Source organism: Saccharopolyspora phatthalungensis (genome assembly GCF_014203395.1).
Classification (GTDB): Bacteria; Actinomycetota; Actinomycetes; order Mycobacteriales; family Pseudonocardiaceae; genus Saccharopolyspora; species Saccharopolyspora phatthalungensis.
In genome coordinates, this window is the sequence record NZ_JACHIW010000001.1 from 3,515,564 (window position 1) to 3,533,623 (window position 18,060).

The 18,060-nt window shown below is 70.3% G+C and carries 15 protein-coding genes; 10 read left to right on the top strand and 5 right to left on the bottom strand.

Annotated elements, in window-relative coordinates:
* The first annotated feature begins 44 nt into the window (after positions 1-44).
* A complete protein-coding gene (gene hisF / locus BJ970_RS16285) occupies positions 45-818 on the top strand; it encodes an imidazole glycerol phosphate synthase subunit HisF (RefSeq protein ID WP_184727045.1) in 774 nt (257 codons plus the stop codon).
* A complete protein-coding gene (gene hisI, locus BJ970_RS16290; protein ID WP_184727046.1) occupies positions 815-1,156 on the top strand; it encodes a phosphoribosyl-AMP cyclohydrolase in 342 nt (113 codons plus the stop codon). The genes hisF and hisI overlap by 4 nt, the downstream gene beginning before the upstream one ends.
* A 31-nt stretch (positions 1,157-1,187) precedes the next feature.
* Here hisI and BJ970_RS16295 read toward each other — a convergent pair whose 3' ends face one another.
* Positions 1,188-1,820 (bottom strand): TetR/AcrR family transcriptional regulator, encoded by a 633-nt coding sequence (locus tag BJ970_RS16295; protein WP_184727047.1) that lies wholly within the window; start codon positions 1,818-1,820, stop codon positions 1,188-1,190.
* Between the two features lie 87 nt (positions 1,821-1,907).
* On the opposite strand from BJ970_RS16295, the gene BJ970_RS16300 reads away from it, so the two are divergent.
* The 6 genes from BJ970_RS16300 to lgt all read left to right on the top strand — a co-directional run bounded on the left by BJ970_RS16300 (position 1,908) and on the right by lgt (position 8,472).
* Positions 1,908-3,485 carry an anthranilate synthase component I gene (locus BJ970_RS16300; RefSeq protein ID WP_184727048.1) on the top strand — a complete coding sequence of 526 codons (1,578 nt, stop codon included), beginning with the start codon at positions 1,908-1,910 and terminating at the stop codon, positions 3,483-3,485.
* Entirely contained in the window at positions 3,463-4,083 is a 621-nt protein-coding gene (locus BJ970_RS16305) for a Trp biosynthesis-associated membrane protein (RefSeq protein ID WP_184727049.1), read from the top strand. The genes BJ970_RS16300 and BJ970_RS16305 overlap by 23 nt, the downstream gene beginning before the upstream one ends.
* A 277-nt stretch (positions 4,084-4,360) precedes the next feature.
* A complete protein-coding gene (trpC, locus tag BJ970_RS16310) occupies positions 4,361-5,170 on the top strand; it encodes an indole-3-glycerol phosphate synthase TrpC (protein WP_184727050.1) in 810 nt (269 codons plus the stop codon).
* A 54-nt stretch (positions 5,171-5,224) separates the two neighbouring features.
* The gene (trpB, locus tag BJ970_RS16315; protein ID WP_184727051.1) at positions 5,225-6,490 is read left to right on the top strand and encodes a tryptophan synthase subunit beta; all 1,266 of its coding nucleotides are present in this window, start codon (positions 5,225-5,227) and stop codon (positions 6,488-6,490) included.
* 73 nt (positions 6,491-6,563) lie between these two features.
* Complete coding sequence (trpA, locus tag BJ970_RS16320) at positions 6,564-7,358, top strand: tryptophan synthase subunit alpha (RefSeq protein WP_184727052.1); 795 nt, start codon at positions 6,564-6,566, stop codon at positions 7,356-7,358.
* 79 nt (positions 7,359-7,437) lie between these two features.
* A complete protein-coding gene (lgt, locus tag BJ970_RS16325; protein WP_184727053.1) occupies positions 7,438-8,472 on the top strand; it encodes a prolipoprotein diacylglyceryl transferase in 1,035 nt (344 codons plus the stop codon).
* Positions 8,473-8,514: 42 nt separating this feature from the next.
* Here lgt and BJ970_RS16330 read toward each other — a convergent pair whose 3' ends face one another.
* Genes BJ970_RS16330 through BJ970_RS16345 form a run of 4 tightly spaced genes read right to left on the bottom strand, consistent with a single transcriptional unit; the run spans position 8,515 to position 11,503 of the window.
* The gene (locus BJ970_RS16330; protein WP_184727054.1) at positions 8,515-8,694 is read right to left on the bottom strand and encodes a helix-turn-helix domain-containing protein; all 180 of its coding nucleotides are present in this window, start codon (positions 8,692-8,694) and stop codon (positions 8,515-8,517) included.
* Between the two features lie 57 nt (positions 8,695-8,751).
* Positions 8,752-9,525: an ABC transporter ATP-binding protein gene (locus tag BJ970_RS16335; RefSeq protein WP_184727055.1), complete on the bottom strand. Its 774-nt coding sequence runs from the start codon at positions 9,523-9,525 to the stop codon at positions 8,752-8,754.
* Positions 9,522-10,565: a FecCD family ABC transporter permease gene (locus tag BJ970_RS16340; RefSeq protein ID WP_184727056.1), complete on the bottom strand. Its 1,044-nt coding sequence runs from the start codon at positions 10,563-10,565 to the stop codon at positions 9,522-9,524. The genes BJ970_RS16335 and BJ970_RS16340 overlap by 4 nt, the downstream gene beginning before the upstream one ends.
* The gene (locus tag BJ970_RS16345; RefSeq protein ID WP_184727057.1) at positions 10,562-11,503 is read right to left on the bottom strand and encodes an ABC transporter substrate-binding protein; all 942 of its coding nucleotides are present in this window, start codon (positions 11,501-11,503) and stop codon (positions 10,562-10,564) included. The genes BJ970_RS16340 and BJ970_RS16345 overlap by 4 nt, the downstream gene beginning before the upstream one ends.
* A 389-nt stretch (positions 11,504-11,892) precedes the next feature.
* On the opposite strand from BJ970_RS16345, the gene gltB reads away from it, so the two are divergent.
* Positions 11,893-16,443 carry a glutamate synthase large subunit gene (gene gltB / locus BJ970_RS16350; RefSeq protein ID WP_184729147.1) on the top strand — a complete coding sequence of 1,517 codons (4,551 nt, stop codon included), beginning with the start codon at positions 11,893-11,895 and terminating at the stop codon, positions 16,441-16,443.
* The gene (locus BJ970_RS16355) at positions 16,436-17,941 is read left to right on the top strand and encodes a glutamate synthase subunit beta (protein WP_184727058.1); all 1,506 of its coding nucleotides are present in this window, start codon (positions 16,436-16,438) and stop codon (positions 17,939-17,941) included. Before gltB ends, BJ970_RS16355 begins: the two co-directional genes overlap by 8 nt.
* Positions 17,942-18,060: the final 119 nt, after the last annotated feature.

An 18,060-nucleotide genomic window follows, 5' to 3' on the forward strand; every position in this document is an offset into this window, starting at 1 on the left:
GCCCCCTCCGCCGCACCGCACGGCCATGTCTCTACCCTGGAGGCATGGCCGTTGCGGTGCGTGTGATCCCCTGCCTGGACGTTGATCAGGGGCGGGTCGTCAAGGGTGTCAATTTCACCAACCTCCGGGACGCCGGCGACCCCGTGGAGCTCGCCCGGGCCTACGACGCCGAAGGCGCCGACGAGCTGACTTTCTTGGACGTCACGGCGTCCTCGGCCGACCGGGAGACCACCTTCGACGTGGTCCGTCGCACCGCCGAGCAGGTGTTCATTCCGTTGACCGTCGGCGGTGGTGTGCGCAGCACCGACGACATCAACCGCCTGCTGCGCGCCGGGGCCGACAAGGTCAGCCTGAACACCGCGGCGATCGCCCGGCCGGAGCTGCTCAGCGAGGCTTCGCAGCGCTTCGGCGCCCAGTGCGTCGTGCTGTCGGTGGACGCGCGGCGCGTGCCCGAAGGCGGACAGCAGACGCCATCCGGCTACGAGGTCACCACCCACGGTGGCCGGCGCGGCACCGGGATCTGCGCCGTGGAGTGGGCGGCGAAGGGCCAGCAGCTCGGCGTCGGCGAGATCCTGCTGAACTCGATGGACGCCGACGGCACCAAGGCCGGCTTCGACCTGGAGATGATCCGCGCGGTGCGCGAGGTCGTCGACGTGCCGCTGATCGCCAGCGGCGGTGCCGGTGCGGTCGAGCACTTCGCGCCCGCCGTGCACGCCGGGGCGGACGCGGTGCTGGCCGCCAGCGTGTTCCACTTCGGACAGCTGCGGATCGGCGAGGTCAAGGAGGCCATGCGGGCGGAAGGGATCACGGTGCGATGAGCGGTCTGGACCCGGCGATCGCCGCCCGGCTCAAGCGCAACTCCGAGGGGCTCGTCGCGGCGGTCACCCAGCAACGCGGCACCGGCGAGGTGCTGATGATGGCGTGGATGGACGACGAGGCGCTGCACCGCACCCTCACCACCCGGCGCGGCACCTACTACTCCCGCAGCCGCCGGCGGTACTGGGTGAAGGGCGAGACGTCCGGCCACACGCAGTACGTGCACGAGGTCCGGCTGGACTGCGACGGCGATACGGTCCTGCTGATCGTGGATCAGGAAGGCGCGGCCTGCCACACCGGCGACCACACCTGCTTCGACGCCGACCTGCTCCTCGGCTGACCGCGCTTTCAGCCGAAACCGGGCTTGGCGGTCAGGGGCCGGTGGCGCCGGAGATGTCGCCGGTGAGGTAGCGCTGGAGGTTGGGGCCGATGGTCGCCACCACGACATCGTGGTCGGCCGAGGCGAGCGGTTCGAGCCGGACCACGTAGCGGGCCATGCCGAGGCCGACGATCTGCGCCCCGCACAGCGCCGCGCGCAGTTCCGGCTGGTCCGTGCCGAGCGTCTTGATCAGCCGCATGAACACCACGCTCTGGATGAACTCCCGCAGCATCGTCACCGCGTTGTCGTGGGTGGCGATGCTGCGCATCAGCGCCACGAACTGGCCGCCGCCCGCGTTGTCCCAGGCGCTCAGAAACCGTCGCAGCATCCGCTCGGCCAGCTGTTCCGGACCACCCGCCAACAACTGCGGCACGTCATCGTCCGGGTTGATCGGGATGCGCACGGCCGCGGTGAACAGGCCGGCCTTGCCGCCGAACCAGTGGTTGACCATCGCCGGATCGACCCCGGCCCGGCCCGCGATGGCGCGTACCGTGGCCGCGTCGTAACCCTGCTCGGTGAAAATCTCGCGCGCCGCGGTCAGCAGCGCCGCCTTGGTGTCAGCTCCGCTGCGCCGCCGCCCCCGGCGCTTCGGTTCGGTGCCGCCCTGGTCGATTCCACTGCTCACTTGCCCATCCTCGCCGCCGCAGCGGCTGGAGGGCAAAGTGCGTAGGCCGCGCGTGGGCCGGAAACGGGTGCGCGGCACAATGACGACATGGTCGGCGACGGTGACATCGGCACTATCAGCCCTGGACGCGGCGAGTTCCGCACCCTGGCGGCGGGCCGCCGGGTGATCCCGGTGGTGCGGCGATTGCTCGCGGACGACGAAACCCCGCTCGGGGTTTACCGCAAGCTCGCCGGGGACCGTCCGGGAACGTTCCTATTCGAGTCCGCCGAGAACGGTCGCTCCTGGTCGCGATGGTCCTTCGTGGGGGCCCGCAGCGCGGCCGCGCTGACCGTTCGCGACGGCCAGGTGCACTGGATCGGCACGCCGCCGGTAGGGCTGCCCGACACCGGCGACCCGCTGGAGGCGCTGCGCGAGACGATCCAGTTGCTGCACACCGACCCGCTGCCCGGCTTGCCGCCGCTGACCGGCGGCATGGTCGGCTACCTCGGCTATGACGCGGTGCGCCGGCTGGAGCGGCTGCCCGACCTGACCGAGGACGATCTGCGGATCCCCGAGATGGTCATGCTGCTGGCCACCGACCTGGCCGCGCTGGACCACCACGAGGGCACCATCACGCTGATCGCCAACGCGGTGAACTGGGATGACAGCCCGGAGCGGGTGGACGCGGCCTACGACGACGCGGTGCGCAGGCTGGACGAGATGACCGAACGGCTGTGCACCCCGGCGGCCCCCACGGTCGCCGCGTTCTCCCGGCCGGCCCCGAACTTCGTCCGGCGACGCCAGCCCGACGAGCACTACGCCGCGGTCGAGAAGGCCAAGGAGGCGATCCGGGACGGCGAGGCGTTCCAGGTCGTGGTATCGCAGCGGTTCGAGATGGCGACCGATGCCGATTCCCTGGACATCTACCGGGTCCTGCGCACCACCAACCCGAGCCCCTACATGTACTTGCTGCGGCTGGATGCGCCGGATGGCGGCACACCGTTCGACATCGTCGGCTCCAGCCCCGAATCGCTGGTCACGGTCCGCGACGGGCAGGCCACCACGCACCCGATCGCCGGGACCCGCTGGCGGGGCGCCGACGAGGACGAAGACGCGCTGCTGGAGAAGGAACTCATCAACGACGACAAGGAGCGCGCCGAGCACCTGATGCTCGTCGACCTCGGCCGCAACGACCTGGGCCGCGTCTGCAAGCCGGGGTCGGTGCACGTCGTCGACTTCTTCCGCATCGAGCGCTACAGCCACGTGATGCACATCGTGTCCACCGTGACCGGTCAGCTCGCCGAAGGGCAGACGGCCTTCGACGCGATCGCCGCCTGCTTCCCGGCGGGAACGCTCTCCGGCGCGCCGAAGCCGCGCGCGCTGGAGCTGATCGAGGAACTGGAGCCCACGCGCCGAGCCCAGTACGGCGGCGTGGTGGGCTACCTGGACTTCGCCGGGGACGCCGACACGGCGATCGCGATCCGCACCGCACTGGTGCGCGACGGCACCGCGTACGTGCAGGCCGGCGGCGGCATCGTGGCCGATTCCGACCCGGTCGCCGAAGATCAGGAGTGCCTGAACAAGGCCCGCGCGGTGCTCAATGCGGTGGCGACCGCCGAGACGCTGTCGCAGCCCACGAGCGAGCAGGTGGCGGAGGAGCGCGTTGACCACCGAGCCGAGCTCTGAGCCGACTCCGCGGCCCGCGCGGTCGAAGGGACTGCTGTGGGCGGTGGTCTTGCTGGTGCTGGCGGCCGCCGGGTTGCTCTGGGGCGCCAGCGCGCTCAGCTGGGTCGGGCAGCAGTACCGAACGCCGTTCGGCACCCAGGTCGCGGCCGGAATCACCGGAGAGGACCTGCGTCCGGAACTGGTGCCGATGGCGCTCGCGTCGCTGGCCGCCGTCGCCGCGGTACTGGCCACTGGCGGGTGGCTTCGGCGCGTGATCGGTGCCCTCATCGCGCTCGCGGGCGTCCTGCTGGCGTGGCGGGTGTACCAGCAGTTCAGCTCCGGCTGGTTTGCGCACGGGACGGCCGGTGGGGTGCCGCCGGGCAGCACGCCGATCGGCGCGGCGTCCAGCCAGCCATTCGGGCCCTTGCTGATGGCTGCGGGTGCACTGCTGCTGTTCGCCGCCGGGGTGGTGGTGGCGTTTCGAGCGGGCCGCATGCCGGCCATGGGCGCAAAATATTCGGCACCGGGAGTCGCGAAGCAGAAATCCCACGATCCGGACCGGCAGATGTGGAACGACTTGGACGCCGGACGCGATCCCACTGACGACCAGGATCGTTGAAAAGATTTCAAATCGGCCGAGGGGTGGAAAGCCCAGTTCGGCACGGCTGGCGAATGGGTGCCCAACATCGTTACCAGGGCCGAAGGTCCTTGCTGCGCTGGGACGTTGGGCCACCCCTTGGTGGGGTCGGTGGTCGGTGAGGTTTAGCATCGGCCATGCGACGGCACGGCGGGAAGGGGAGTGTCGTGATCGAGCGCAATGAGTTCATCTGCGCATCCAGCTACTTGCGAACCCATGTGAAGACGAGTGTGCGGGGCACGGTCGGCGAGGTGTTCGCGTGACCGTTCTGGAATCCATCATCGAAGGTGTTCGGGAAGATCTCGCGGTTCGCGAATCCGTGATCTCCTTCGACGAGATCAAGCGAATGTCGGCTGCGGCAGCACCGCCGCACGATGTCCTCGCCGCGCTGCGGGCCCCCGGCGTCGGCGTGATCGCGGAGGTCAAGCGGCGCAGCCCGTCCAAGGGCGAGCTGGCCGAGATCGGCGAGCCGGCCGATCTGGCCGCCGACTACGCGGCCGCCGGGGCGCGGGTGATCAGCGTGCTCACCGAGCAGCGCCGCTTCGGCGGCTCGCTGGCCGACTTCGACGCGGTCCGCGCCCGGGTCAGCACGCCCTTGCTGCGCAAGGATTTCATCATTAGCCCGTACCAGGTGCACGAGGCGCGGGCGCACGGCGCGGACATGGTGCTGCTGATCGTGGCGGCGCTGGAGCAGAACGCGCTGGAAGCGCTGCTCGACCGGGTCGAGTCGCTGGGCATGACCGCGCTCGTCGAGGTGCACACCGCCGAGGAGGCCGACCGCGCGCTGGAGGCAGGTGCGAAAGTCATTGGCGTCAACGCGCGCAACCTGCATACGCTCAAGGTGGACCGTGACGTGTTCGGCAGAATCGCGCCGGGGCTGCCGCAGGAGATCCTCAAGATCGCCGAGTCGGGGGTTCGCGGACCGAGCGACCTGATGGCCTACGCGGGTTCCGGTGCGGACGCAGTGCTGGTCGGTGAGGGGCTAGTGACCAGCGATAATCCCAAGACGGCCGTCACCCAGCTGGTGACCGCCGGGTCGCATCCCGCCTGCCCGCGGCCGAGCCGGTAGCGGACCGGTGTTCGCGGAACTCAGGGGTCGGCGCAAGTCACAGGAGGTAAGGCAATGACCGTCGGCGCAGAGACTGCGCGCGCCCACCGGCCGGGCAAGCCCGTGCCGGAGGGGCACGACCCGGACGAACGCGGGCACTTCGGGGCCTACGGCGGCCGGTTCATGCCGGAGGCGTTGATCGCCGCTCAGGACGAGCTCGCCGCCGAGTACGCCAAGGCGCAGAACGATCCGCAGTATCTCGCCGAGCTCGACGACCTGCTGCGCAACTACGCCGGACGCCCCTCGCTGCTGACCGAGGCCGCCCGGTTCGCCGAGCACGCCGGCGGCGCGCGGATCCTGCTCAAGCGGGAAGACCTCAACCACACCGGCTCGCACAAGATCAACAACGTGCTCGGGCAGGCGCTGCTGGTCAAACGGATGGGCAAGCGCCGGGTCATCGCCGAGACCGGGGCCGGACAGCACGGTGTGGCGACCGCGACCGCCTGCGCGCTGCTCGGCCTCGAATGCGTCGTCTACATGGGCAAGGTGGACACCGAGCGGCAGGCCCTCAACGTCGCCCGGATGCAGCTGCTCGGTGCCGAGGTCATCCCGGTCAGGTCCGGCTCGGCGACCCTCAAGGACGCCATCAACGAGGCGCTGCGCGACTGGGTCACCAACGTCGAACACACCCACTACCTGTTGGGCACCGCCGCCGGGGCGCACCCGTTCCCGATGATGGTGCGCAACTTCCACCGGGTCATCGGCGACGAGGCGCGCGAACAGGTGCTGGCGCTGACCGGTCGGCTGCCCGACGTCGTCGCCGCCTGCGTCGGTGGCGGCTCCAACGCCATCGGCATCTTCCACGGCTTCATCGACGACCCGGGCGTGCGGCTGGTCGGATTCGAACCCGGCGGGCACGGCATCTCCTCCGGCGAGCACGGCGCCACCCTCGGCGAGGGCACCCCCGGCACACTGCACGGGGCGCGGTCCTACCTGCTGCAGGACGACGACGGGCAGGTCGTCGAGGCCTACTCGATCTCCGCCGGGCTCGACTACCCCGGCGTGGGACCCGAGCACTCCTACCTCAAGGACACCGGGCGCGCCGAATACCGGTCGGTCACCGACGACGAAGCCATGCAGGCATTCCGGCTGCTGTCGCGCACCGAGGGCATCATCCCGGCCATCGAGTCCGCGCACGCGCTGGCCGGCGCGCTCAAGCTCGGCCACGAACTCGGTCCGGAGACGATCATTCTGGTCAACCTCTCCGGGCGCGGGGACAAGGACATGGACACCGCGGCGAAGTACTTCGGTCTCGTCGACAGCGGGGATGAGGCGTCATGAGCGGCACCGCCAACCTTTCCGCTCATGTAAGCCGATCCGGTGCGGGTGTCCCGCAAGATACAGAGGAGACGCGGTGAACCTGCGCGATGTTTTCCAGGCTTGCCGGGACGAACAGCGGGCGGCCCTGATCGGTTACCTCCCGGCCGGGTTCCCGACCGTCGAGGCATCCAAGGAGCTGTTCGCCGCCATGCTGACCGGCGCTGACGGCTCCGCCGGCTGCGACATCGTCGAGGTCGGCCTCCCGTTCTCCGACCCGGTGCTCGATGGCCCCACCATCCAGGCCGCCAGCGACAAGGCACTGCGCGCCGGATTCCGGCTGCGGGACGTTTTCGACGTGGTGTCCTCGGTGGCCGAGGCCGGCGGCAACGCCGTGGTGATGACCTACTGGAACCCCGTGCACCACTACGGCCTGGACGCGTTCGCCCGCGACCTCAAGGCGGCCGGCGGCCTCGGCGTGATCACCCCGGACCTGATCCCGGACGAGGGCGAGGACTGGATCGCCGCGACCGATGCGCACGGCCTGGACCGGATCTTCCTGGTCGCGCCGTCGTCGACGGAGGAGCGGCTGGCCCTGACGGCCAAGGCCACCAGCGGTTTCGTCTATGCCACGTCGGTGATGGGCGTCACCGGGGCCCGCGAGCGCGTCGGCGCGGCCGCGGCCGGGCTGGTGCAGCGCACCCGTGCCCACACCGACCTGCCGATCGGCGTCGGTCTTGGTGTGCGCTCCGGTGAGCAAGCCGCAGAGGTGGCGGGCTTCGCCGACGGCGTCATCGTCGGCTCGGCCTTCGTCACCCGCGCCGAGGAGGACGGTGCCGCCGGCGTCCGCGAGCTCACCGCGGAACTCGCCCGGGGCGTGCGGTCCCGCTGAGCGGAACGAACGAACCGTTCGCTGCGCCTTCGGGCCGGGTGGTGCTCGCCTTTCGTAGCAGGACCGATACGGTATCGGCGTGAGTGCCCTGGTTGCCGCCTCCGCGAGTCCGTTCCTCGCCAACATCCCCAGCCCGCCGCAAGGCGTCTGGCACATCGGCCCGATCCCGCTGCGCGCCTACGCGATGTGCATCATCGCGGGCATCATCGCGGCCGTCTGGGTCGGCAGCCGCCGCTGGGTGGCGCGGGGTGGCCGCGAGGGCACGGTCATCGACATCGCCGTGTTCGCGGTGCCGTTCGGGCTGGTCGGCGGCAGGCTCTACCACGTTGCCACCGACTGGCAAAAATACTTCGGGCCGGACCGCAACCCGCTGGACGCCTTCAAGGTGTGGGAAGGCGGCCTGGGCATCTGGGGCGCGGTGGCGCTCGGCGCGCTCGGCGCCTGGATCGGCTGCCGCCGCCGGGGCGTGCCGCTGTCGGCGTTCGCCGACGCCGTTGCCCCCGGCATCATCCTGGCGCAGGCCATCGGCCGCCTCGGCAACTGGTTCAACCAGGAGCTCTACGGCGGCCCGACGAATCTGCCCTGGGGCCTGGAGATCTACCGGCGCATCGACCCGGAGACCGGGCTCGCCGACCCCATCAACGGTGTGGCGATGGACCACACGCCGATCACCGTCGTGCACCCGACCTTCCTGTACGAGCTGCTGTGGAACGTCGGCGTCTTCTTTCTGCTCATCTGGGCGGACCGCAAGTTCCGGATGGGCCACGGCCGGGTGTTCGCGCTCTACGTCGCCGGCTACACCATCGGCCGGTTCTGGATCGAGCTGATGCGCGCCGACGACGCCACGCACATCTTCGGCGTCCGCATCAACGTCTTCACCTCCCTGATCGTCTTCGCAGGCGCTGTGCTGTACCTGGTGCTGGTGCGCGGCAAGCGCGAGGACCCCGAGCTGCTGCGCGGCAATCCGATGCCGGGCGACGACGACACCGCGGCTACGCCCGCGCGGGAGCAGTCCTCGGCCTCTGCGGAGCCGAAGGCGACGGCCGAGGACGGCGAGCGTGCGCAGGCGCATAACGCCGACGGCGGCAACGGCGCGAAGGACGACCGACCCTAAAAGGCCGCCGAGGGCGCGGGCGGCTTCGCCACGGCCCGACGCCTACCGAGCCCCGAAGGACACCGCGCAGCTCGGCGAATCCTCGGATTCGGTGGCGTCCCGATGGGATGCCACCAACTCCAACCGGAGGTCGACCGCCCGCCCGAGCCGGTCCAGCAGATCGATGGTCGGCAGGCTGCCGCCGCTCTCCCAACGAGCCACCGAGGACTGCGTGGTGCCCATCCGCTTCGGACAGCGCCCGGTTCGTGTGATGCCGGGGGAGGAGGTCGAAGTCGCCCGTCAGTCCCGTACCGGGGCGATGACCGGTGAACCGTCGGGGGTGTGCAGGACCGCGACGCGGGCCGCGTAGCGCTCGGCCAGGGCCGCCGGGGTGAGCACCGCCGCCGGGGTGCCTTCGGCGGCGACTCGGCCCGTATCCAGCAGGAGCAGACGCTCGGCGTACTGGGCGGCGAAAGTGAGGTCGTGCAGCGTCATGACGACCGTGGTGCCCGATTCCCGGCGCAGTTCGTCGACCAGATCGAGCAGTGCTTGGGCGTGTCCGACGTCCAGTCCGGTGGTCGGCTCGTCGAGCAGCAGTACCCCGGCCCGCTGGGCCAGGGCGCGGGCCAGCACCGCGCGCTGGCGTTCGCCGCCGGAAAGCGTTGCCAGGGCGCGGTCCGCGAGTCGCGTGAGGTCGAGCCGCTCCAGCAGGGCGCGGACGACGTCCAGATCGGCCGCCCCCTCCCGCCCGAGCACGCCAAGATGTGGAGTGCGGCCGAGCAGCACGTAATCGGTGACGGTCAGGCCGATCGGCAACTGCGGGATCTGCGGCGCGTAGCCGACCGCTTGGGCGCGTTCGCGGCGGCGCAGGGCCGCCAGTGGCCGACCGTCGACCAGCACCCGGCCCCGGTGCCGCACCACCCCGGCGATCGCCTTCAGCAGCGTCGACTTGCCCGACCCGTTCGGCCCGATGACGCCGAGCCAACCGCCAGTGTCCACAGTGGTCGAAACGCCGGAAATCACTGTGCTGCGGCGATATCCGGCCGACAGCTCGTGCACCTCAAGAGTGCTCACGCGCGCCTCCGGTGCAGCAGGATCGCGAAGAACGGTGCCCCGGTGAACGAGGTGATCACGCCGATCGGAATTTCGGCCGGTGCCAGCAGGGTTCGGGCCAGCATGTCCGCGGTGACCAGGAAAGCCCCGCCGAACAACAGGGAAAGCGGCACGATGATCCGGAAGCTGCCGCCGAGCGCCAGCCGCACCAGGTGCGGCACCACCAGGCCGACGAACCCGATCAGCCCGGCCACCGACACCGCCGCGGCGGTGGCCAGCGACGCGGCGATCAGCACCAGCGCGCGCACCCGCCCCGGGTGCACGCCGAGCGCGGCCGCCTCCTCGTCGCCGGTGCCCAGCAAGTCCAGCAGCCGCGCGCAGGTCCACAGCACGAACGCCGAGATCGTCAGGTACGGCAGCACGATCAGGACTTCCCGCCAGCCCGTGGTAATCAGCCGGCCCAGGATCCACATGTAGACCTGCTCCAGCGTCTCCACCCGCAGCTGCTGCACGAACGTCTGCCCGGCGGTGAGGAACGACCCGACCGCGACCCCGGCCAGCACCAGCGTCGCGGTATCCCGGCCGGCAGAGCGGCCGACCACCCAGGTTAGGCCCACCCCGCCGAGCGCCCCGACGAACGCCGCGAGCTGCATCGGGATGGAGCCCCCGGCCTGCGGCGCCGTGGTGAGCACCAGGGTTGCGGCCAGCCCGGCACCCGCCGCCGACCCCAGCAGGTAGGGGTCGGCCAGCGGGTTGCGGAACACGCCCTGGAACGCCGCGCCGGACACCGCCAGCGCCGCGCCGACCAGCACGCCGAGCACGACCCGGGGCACCCGCAGCTGCCACAGGATCGCCGCTTCCCGCTCCGACAGCGGCGAGACGCCGCCGGTCAGCTGCGCGACGATCTCACCGAGCACGCGCTGCCAGCCGAGTTCGGCGGCCCCGAGCAGCACCGACAGCAAGGTGCTCACCAGCAGCACCGCCACGCCGACGAGCAGGTGCCGGGGGCGCAGCTTGGTCTGCTTCAGGGCGGCACGAGCCGGGCCGAGCGGTTCGGTCACCCGTGCTGCGCCTTGGCGACGCCCTCGCCGATCGCCCGCACCAGGTCGACCACCCGTGGCCCCCACCGGCCGGCGATGTCGTCGTCGAGCTCGATCACCTGGCCGCGGTGCACCGCGTCGAGGGTGTTCCAGCCCGGCCGGGCGGCCACCGCCGCGGCGTTGACGTGGCAGCACTTGGTGTCCGCGATGAAGATCAGGTTCGGGTTGGCGTGCACGATGTGCTCTTCGGAGAGCTGCGGGAACTTCCCGCCGGCCGAGTCGGCGATGTTGGCCAGCCCGAACAGGCCGTAGATGCTGCCGACGAAGCTCTGCGAGCTCGCGGTGTAGAAGTCCGGGCTCACCTCGTGGTAGTAGCTCAGCGGCACTGGCGGCCGGGGGGTGTTGCGGACGATTTCGGCGATCTCCGAGCGCATTCGCTCGACCAGTTGGGCGGCCTGCTTGGTGTGCCCGGTGGCCTGCCCGAGCACCTCGATCTGCCGGTAGGCGTCGTCCAGCGTCGCCGCCGCCGGGGTGAGCAGCGTCGGCACGTTGACGACCTTCAGCCCCTCGGCCAGCTGACCGGCATTGTCCGGAGCGATAACCAGGTCCGGCGTGCGCGCGCCGACCCCGGCCGCGTCCGCGGTGAAGCCGGTGAGGTCGGTGCGCGGGGCCTGCGCCGGGAAGTTGGAGTACTGGTCGACCGCGACGACCTGGTCACCGGCCCCGATCGCATACAGCGTCTCGGTGGCGGTCGGGGACAGTGAGACGATTCGCTTCGGCTGTTGCGCGAGTGTCACCGGAGGTTGGCCGGGCAGTTCGACCTTGACCGGAAACGCGGAGGCCGGATCGTCGGCCGGCGCAGGGGTCTCAGATTGGGGACGGGTGGCGCACGCGGTGACCCCGGCGAGCAGGGCCAGCGTCGCGAGCAGCAGGGCGGCGAGTCGGCGGAACCCGGTCATGAGCTGGAAAGATATCAGGAGGAGATCGGCCGTCAGAGATGCCGCGGAGTGTCTTCCGGCACGCAGGGGTACCCCCGGCGCGAACGAACGGTTAAATTTGACGACAGACCGTGTCCAGCGGCGTGCGGTCGCGGTCGCGCTAACCCAAGCGAGGGCGTAACTACAAGATGGTCAGCATCACTCCCGCAGTGCTGCTTCTGCGTATCGCGACTGTTAAAGTTCTCTGAACACTCCGGTCGCAGCGAGCGGGCTTTTGCGCCCGAAAACTTCTGTCGAGAAACCGGAAGTCATCTGCGGGCCAGCGTCGTCCCGTGCCCAGGAGTCATGAAGTCAGGTCAGGAATCGACCGTCGACTTCCAGCACGAGAAATGACGAGGGAGGTCTGCGCAGTGGTCTTCTCCGCCGTCCCCGCAGCCCAGGGGTTGTACGACCCGGCTGCGGAACAGGATTCCTGCGGTGTCGCCATGGTCGCCGACATCCGCGGCCGTCGCTCCCACGGCATCGTCGCCGACGCGCTGACCGCGCTCGCGAACCTGGAGCACCGCGGTGCCGCCGGTGCCGAGCCCACCAGCGGCGACGGCGCGGGCATCCTGCTCCAACTGCCGGACGAGCTGCTGCGCGCCGAGGCCGACGTCGAACTGCCGGAGCCGGACGCGGCCGGGCAGAACCGTTATGCCGCCGGGATAGCCTTCCTGCCCACCGACGCCGAGCAGCGGCGCCGGGTGGTGGAGCTGGTGGGACAGGTCGCCACCGAGGAGAACCTTCGGGTGCTGGGCTGGCGCGACGTGCCGGTCACGCCGGAACGCGCGGGTGTCGGCCCGACCGCCCTGAAGTGCATGCCGCACTTCAGTGTCCTGCTGGTCGCCGGTCACCACGCCGAGGCCGGCATCGAGCTGGACCGGCTGGCTTTCTGCTTGCGCAAGCGTGCCGAGCGGGCGGCCGCGCGGGAGGGGCTGGAGCTCTACTTCCCGTCGTTGTCCAGCCGGACGCTGGTTTACAAGGGCATGCTGACCACCGAGCAGCTGCCGGCGTTCTTCCCGGACCTCACCGATGACCGGTTGATCAGCGCGATCGGGCTGGTGCACAGCCGGTTTTCCACGAACACCTTCCCGTCGTGGCCGCTGGCGCACCCATTCCGCTACGTGGCGCACAACGGTGAGATCAACACGATCCGCGGCAACCGCAACCGGATGCGGGCCCGCGAGGCGCTGCTGGCCTCCGACCTGATTCCCGGCGAACTGTCGCGGCTGTACCCGATCTGCACCGAGGACGGCTCGGACTCGGCCTCCTTCGACGAGGTGCTTGAGCTGCTGCACCTGGGCGGCCGGAGCCTGCCGCACGCGGTGCTGATGATGGTGCCCGAGGCGTGGGAGAACCACGCCGAGATGGACCCCAAGCGCAAGGCCTTCTACCAGTTCCACGCGAGCCTGATAGAGCCGTGGGACGGCCCGGCCTGCGTCACCTTCACCGACGGCACGCTGGTCGGCGCGGTGCTGGACCGCAACGGCCTGCGCCCGGCCCGCTGGTGGCAGACCGCCGACGACCGAGTGGTGCTGGCCAGCGAGACCGGCGTGCTCAACCTCAAGCCGGAAGAAGTGGTGGCCAAGGGCCGTCTGCAGCCGGGCCGGATGTTCCTGATCGACACCGCGCAGGGCCGCATCGTCGACGACGAGGAGGTCAAGACCGGCCTCGCCGAAGAGCACGCCTACGACGAGTGGCTGCACGCCGGGCTGCTCAACGTCGACGAGCTGCCGGACCGCGAGCACGTGGTGCACACCCACGAGTCGGTCGTCCGCCGCCAATTGGCCTTCGGCTACACCGAGGAAGAGCTCAGCCTGCTGCTGGCGCCGATGGCCACCGGCGGCGGCGAGCCGCTCGGATCGATGGGCTCGGACACCCCGCCGGCCCCGCTGTCGCAGCGCTCCCGGATGCTCTACGAGTACTTCGTGCAGCAGTTCGCTCAGGTCACGAATCCGCCGCTGGACGCGATCCGGGAAGAGATCGTCACCTCGGTGGCGCGCATCATGGGCCCCGAGCAGAACCTGCTGGATCCCTCCGCGGCGTCGTGCCGGCACATCGTGTTGCCCAACCCGGTGATCGACAACGACGAGCTGGCCAAGCTCATCCACGTCAACGACGACGGCGACCTGCCCGGCTTCGCCTCCGCGGTGCTGTCCGGTCTGTACGAAGTGGACGGTGGCGGCGAGGCGCTGAGCGCGGCCATCGAGCGGGTGCGCCAGGAGGCGTCCGAGGCGATCGCCGCCGGGGCGCGCGTGCTGGTGCTCTCCGACCGCGACTCCGACCACAAGATGGCGCCGATCCCGTCGCTGCTGCTGGTCTCGGCGGTCCACCAGCACCTGGTGCGGACCAAGGAACGGCTGCGAGTCGCGCTGGTGGTGGAGAGCGGAGACGCCCGCGAGGTGCACCACGTCGCCACGCTGCTCGGCTACGGCGCCGCGGCGGTCAACCCGTACCTGGCGTTCGAGACCATCGAGGACATGATCGCCACCGGCCAGATCACCGGCACGCGGGCCAAGGTCGCGATCCGAAACTACGTGCAGGCGCTGGTCAAGGGCGTGCTGAAGGTGATGTCCAAGATGGGCATCTCGACCGTCGGCGCCTACACCGCCGCGCAGGTCTTCGAGGCCGTCGGCCTGTCCGCGGCGGTCGTGGACGAATACTTCCAGGGCACCACCTCCAAGCTCGGCGGGGTCGGGCTGGACGTGCTGGCCGAGGAGGTCGCGCAGCGGCACCGCCGCGCCTACCCGGACAACCCGACCGAGCGGGTGCACCGCAGGCTGGAGACCGGCGGCGACTACTCCTACCGCCGCGAGGGCGAGTTGCACCTGTTCACCCCGGAAACGGTGTTCCTGCTGCAACATTCCACCAAGACCGGCAGGTACGACGTGTTCCGCAAGTACACGGCGGAGTGCGACCGGCTGTCGACCGAGGGCGGCACGTTGCGTGGGCTGTTCAAACTGGACAGCGGCCGGGCGCCGATCGACATCGACGAGGTCGAACCGATCTCGGAGATCATGAAGCGGTTCTCCACCGGCGCCATGAGCTACGGCGCGATCTCCGCGGAGGCGCACGAGACGCTGGCGATCGCGATGAACCGGATCGGCGGCAAGTCCAACTCCGGCGAGGGCGGCGAGGACGTGGACCGGCTCTACGACCCGCAGCGGCGTTCGGCGGTCAAGCAGGTCGCCAGCGGCCGGTTCGGGGTGACCAGCGAATACCTGGTCAACGCCACCGACATCCAGATCAAGATGGCGCAGGGCGCCAAGCCCGGCGAGGGCGGCCAGCTGCCCGGCCACAAGGTGTATCCGTGGATCGCCAAGACCCGGCACTCCACGCCGGGCGTGGGGCTGATTTCCCCGCCGCCGCACCACGACATCTACTCGATCGAGGACCTGGCGCAGCTGATCCACGACCTGAAGAACGCCAATGAGCACGCCCGCGTGCACGTCAAGCTGGTATCCGAGATCGGCGTCGGCACCGTCGCCGCGGGTGTGTCCAAGGCGCATGCGGACGTGGTGCTGATCTCCGGCCACGACGGTGGCACCGGTGCCGCGCCGCTGACGTCGCTGAAGCACGCCGGCACGCCGTGGGAGGTCGGGCTCGCCGAGACGCAGCAGACGCTGCTGCTCAACGGCCTGCGCGACCGGATCACGGTGCAGGTCGACGGCGGCTTCAAGACCGGCCGGGACGTGATCGTCGCCGCGCTGCTAGGCGCCGAGGAGTACGGCTTTGCCACCGCGCCGCTGGTGGTCGAGGGCTGCGTGATGATGCGCGTGTGCCACCTCGACACCTGCCCGGTCGGCGTCGCCACCCAGAACCCGGAGCTGCGCAAGCGCTACACCGGCCAGGTCGACCACGTGGTGAACTTCTTCGAGTTCATCGCCCAAGAGGTGCGCGAATACCTGGCGCAGCTCGGTTTCCGCACCCTGGACGAGGCCATCGGCCAGGTCTCCGCGCTCGGCAAGGCCGAGGCGATGCGGCACTGGAAGGCGCGCGGCCTGGACTTGACCCCGGTGTTCGCGGAGCCGCAGACCCCGTACTCGCCGGTGCGGCGCCGGGTCCGCGAGCAGGACCACGGCTTGGACCACGCGCTGGACCGCACGCTCATCCAGCTCGCCGAGGCGGCGCTGGAGGACGCGCGACCGGTCCGGTTGCAGCTGCCGGTGCGCAACGTCAACCGCACCGTCGGCACGCTGCTGGGCGCCGAGGTGAGCCGCCGCTACGGCGGCGACGGCCTGCCGCCGGACACCATCCACGTCGAGCTGGACGGCTCGGCCGGGCAGTCGCTGGGCGCGTTCCTGCCGGCCGGAGTCACGCTGGACATGGTCGGCGACGCCAACGACTACGTCGGCAAGGGGCTTTCCGGCGGCCGGATCATCGTTCGCCCGCACCCGGATTCGGCGTTCGCCGCCGAGGACCAAGTGATCGCCGGCAACGTGATCGGCTACGGCGCGACCAGCGGCGAGATCTTCTTGCGGGGCAAGGTCGGCGAGCGGTTCTGTGTGCGCAACTCCGGGGTGATCGCGGTCGCCGAGGGAGCCGGTGACCACGCCTTCGAGTACATGACCGGCGGTCGCGCGGTGGTGCTCGGCGGCACCGGCCGCAACGTGGGTGCCGGAATGTCCGGCGGCATCGCCTACGTGCTGGACCTGGACCCGGTGCGGGTGAACACCGCGATGGTGGACCTGCAGCGGCCCAGCGCGAAGGAACTGAAGTGGCTGCACGAGATCGTGCAGCGGCACCACCAACTGACGGGTTCGGCGGTGGCGGCCTCGTTGCTCGGCGACTGGCCACGGCGGTCGGCGGCGTTCACCAAGGTGATGCCGCGCGACTACCAGCGTGTCCTGGATGCCATGCGGATGGCCAAGATCGAAGGCCGGGACGTGGACGAGGCGATCATGGAGGCTTCCCGTGGCTGACCCGAGGGGTTTTCTGAAGTACGGGCGGGCCGACGCCCCCAAGCGCCCCATCGACGACCGGCTGGGCGACTGGCACGAGGTCTACGCGGCGCTGTCCACTGAGGACTGCAAGGCGGAGACGGGGAAGCAAGCCGCGCGGTGCATGGACTGCGGTATCCCGTTCTGCCACTCCGGTTCGGCAGGTTGTCCGCTGGGCAACCTGATTCCGGAGTGGAACAACATGGTGCGCCGTGGCCAGTGGCAGGAGGCCAGCGAACGACTGCACGCCACCAACAACTTCCCGGAGTTCACCGGCAAGTTGTGCCCCGCGCCGTGCGAGGCGGGCTGCGTGCTCGCGATCTCGCCGGAGGCCGGCGGCGCGGTGGCCATCAAACGGGTCGAGGAGACCATCGCCGAAGTCAGCTGGGCAAACGACTACGTCACCGCCCAGGTGACCGATGCGCACACCGGAAAGCGCGTGGCCGTGGTCGGCTCCGGGCCGGGTGGGCTGGCGGCGGCGCAGCAGCTGACCCGGGCGGGGCACGAGGTGACCGTGTTCGAGCGCGACGACCGTATCGGCGGGCTGCTGCGCTACGGCATCCCCGAGTTCAAGATGGAAAAGTCCGTCCTCGACCGGCGGTTGGCGCAGATGCGCGCCGAGGGCACGAAGTTCATCACCGGCTGCGAGGTCGGCGTCGACCTCACCGTCGAGGAACTGCGTGCCGGTTATGACGCCGTGGTGCTCGCGGTGGGCGCGCTGCGCGGCCGCGACGACACCACGGTGCCGGGCCGCGAGCTCAAGGGCGTGCACCTGGCCATGGAGCACCTGGTGCCGGCGAACAAGGAGTGCGAGGGCGACGGTCCGACGCCGATTTCGGCCAAGGGCAAGCACGTCATCATCCTCGGCGGCGGCGACACGGGCGCGGACTGCTATGGCACCGCGACCCGGCAGGGCGCGCTTTCGGTGACGCAGCTGGACAACTATCCGCAGCCGCCGACGACCCGCGACGACGATCGGTCGCCGTGGCCGACTTGGCCGTACATCCTGCGCACCTATCCGGCGCACGAGGAGGCCGGAAAGCGCAAGTTCGCCGTGGCGATCGAGTCCTTCGTCGGTGATGACGAAGGCAACGTCCGCGCGGTGCGGCTGCGCGAGGTGAGGGTGCAGCGCGACGCCGAGGGCAGCCGGCAGATCGTGCCGGTGTCCGACGAGGTCCAGGAATTGCCCTGCGATCTGGCGCTGCTGGCCATCGGTTTCGACGGTGTCGAGCACATGGCGTTGCTGGACGGCCTCGGCATCGAGCTGACCAAGCGCGGCACCATCGGCTGCGGCTCGAACTGGGAGACCACCGCGCCCGGCGTGTTCGTCTGCGGCGACGCCCACCGCGGCGCGTCGCTGGTGGTGTGGGCGATCGCGGAGGGCCGCTCGGTGGCCAACGCGGTCGACGCCTACCTCACCGGCGACTCCCAGCTCCCGTCCCCGGTCAACCCCACGGCACTACCCCTCGCGGTGGCCTGATCCGCGACACTGCTGGTTGGAAGGCCGGTTGGTGCGAGCGTGAAACTGGCACCAACCGGCCGGAAAACGGACCCAATGCCGGTCGGGGGCATGACAACGACACCGGTCCGCGTCTAGCG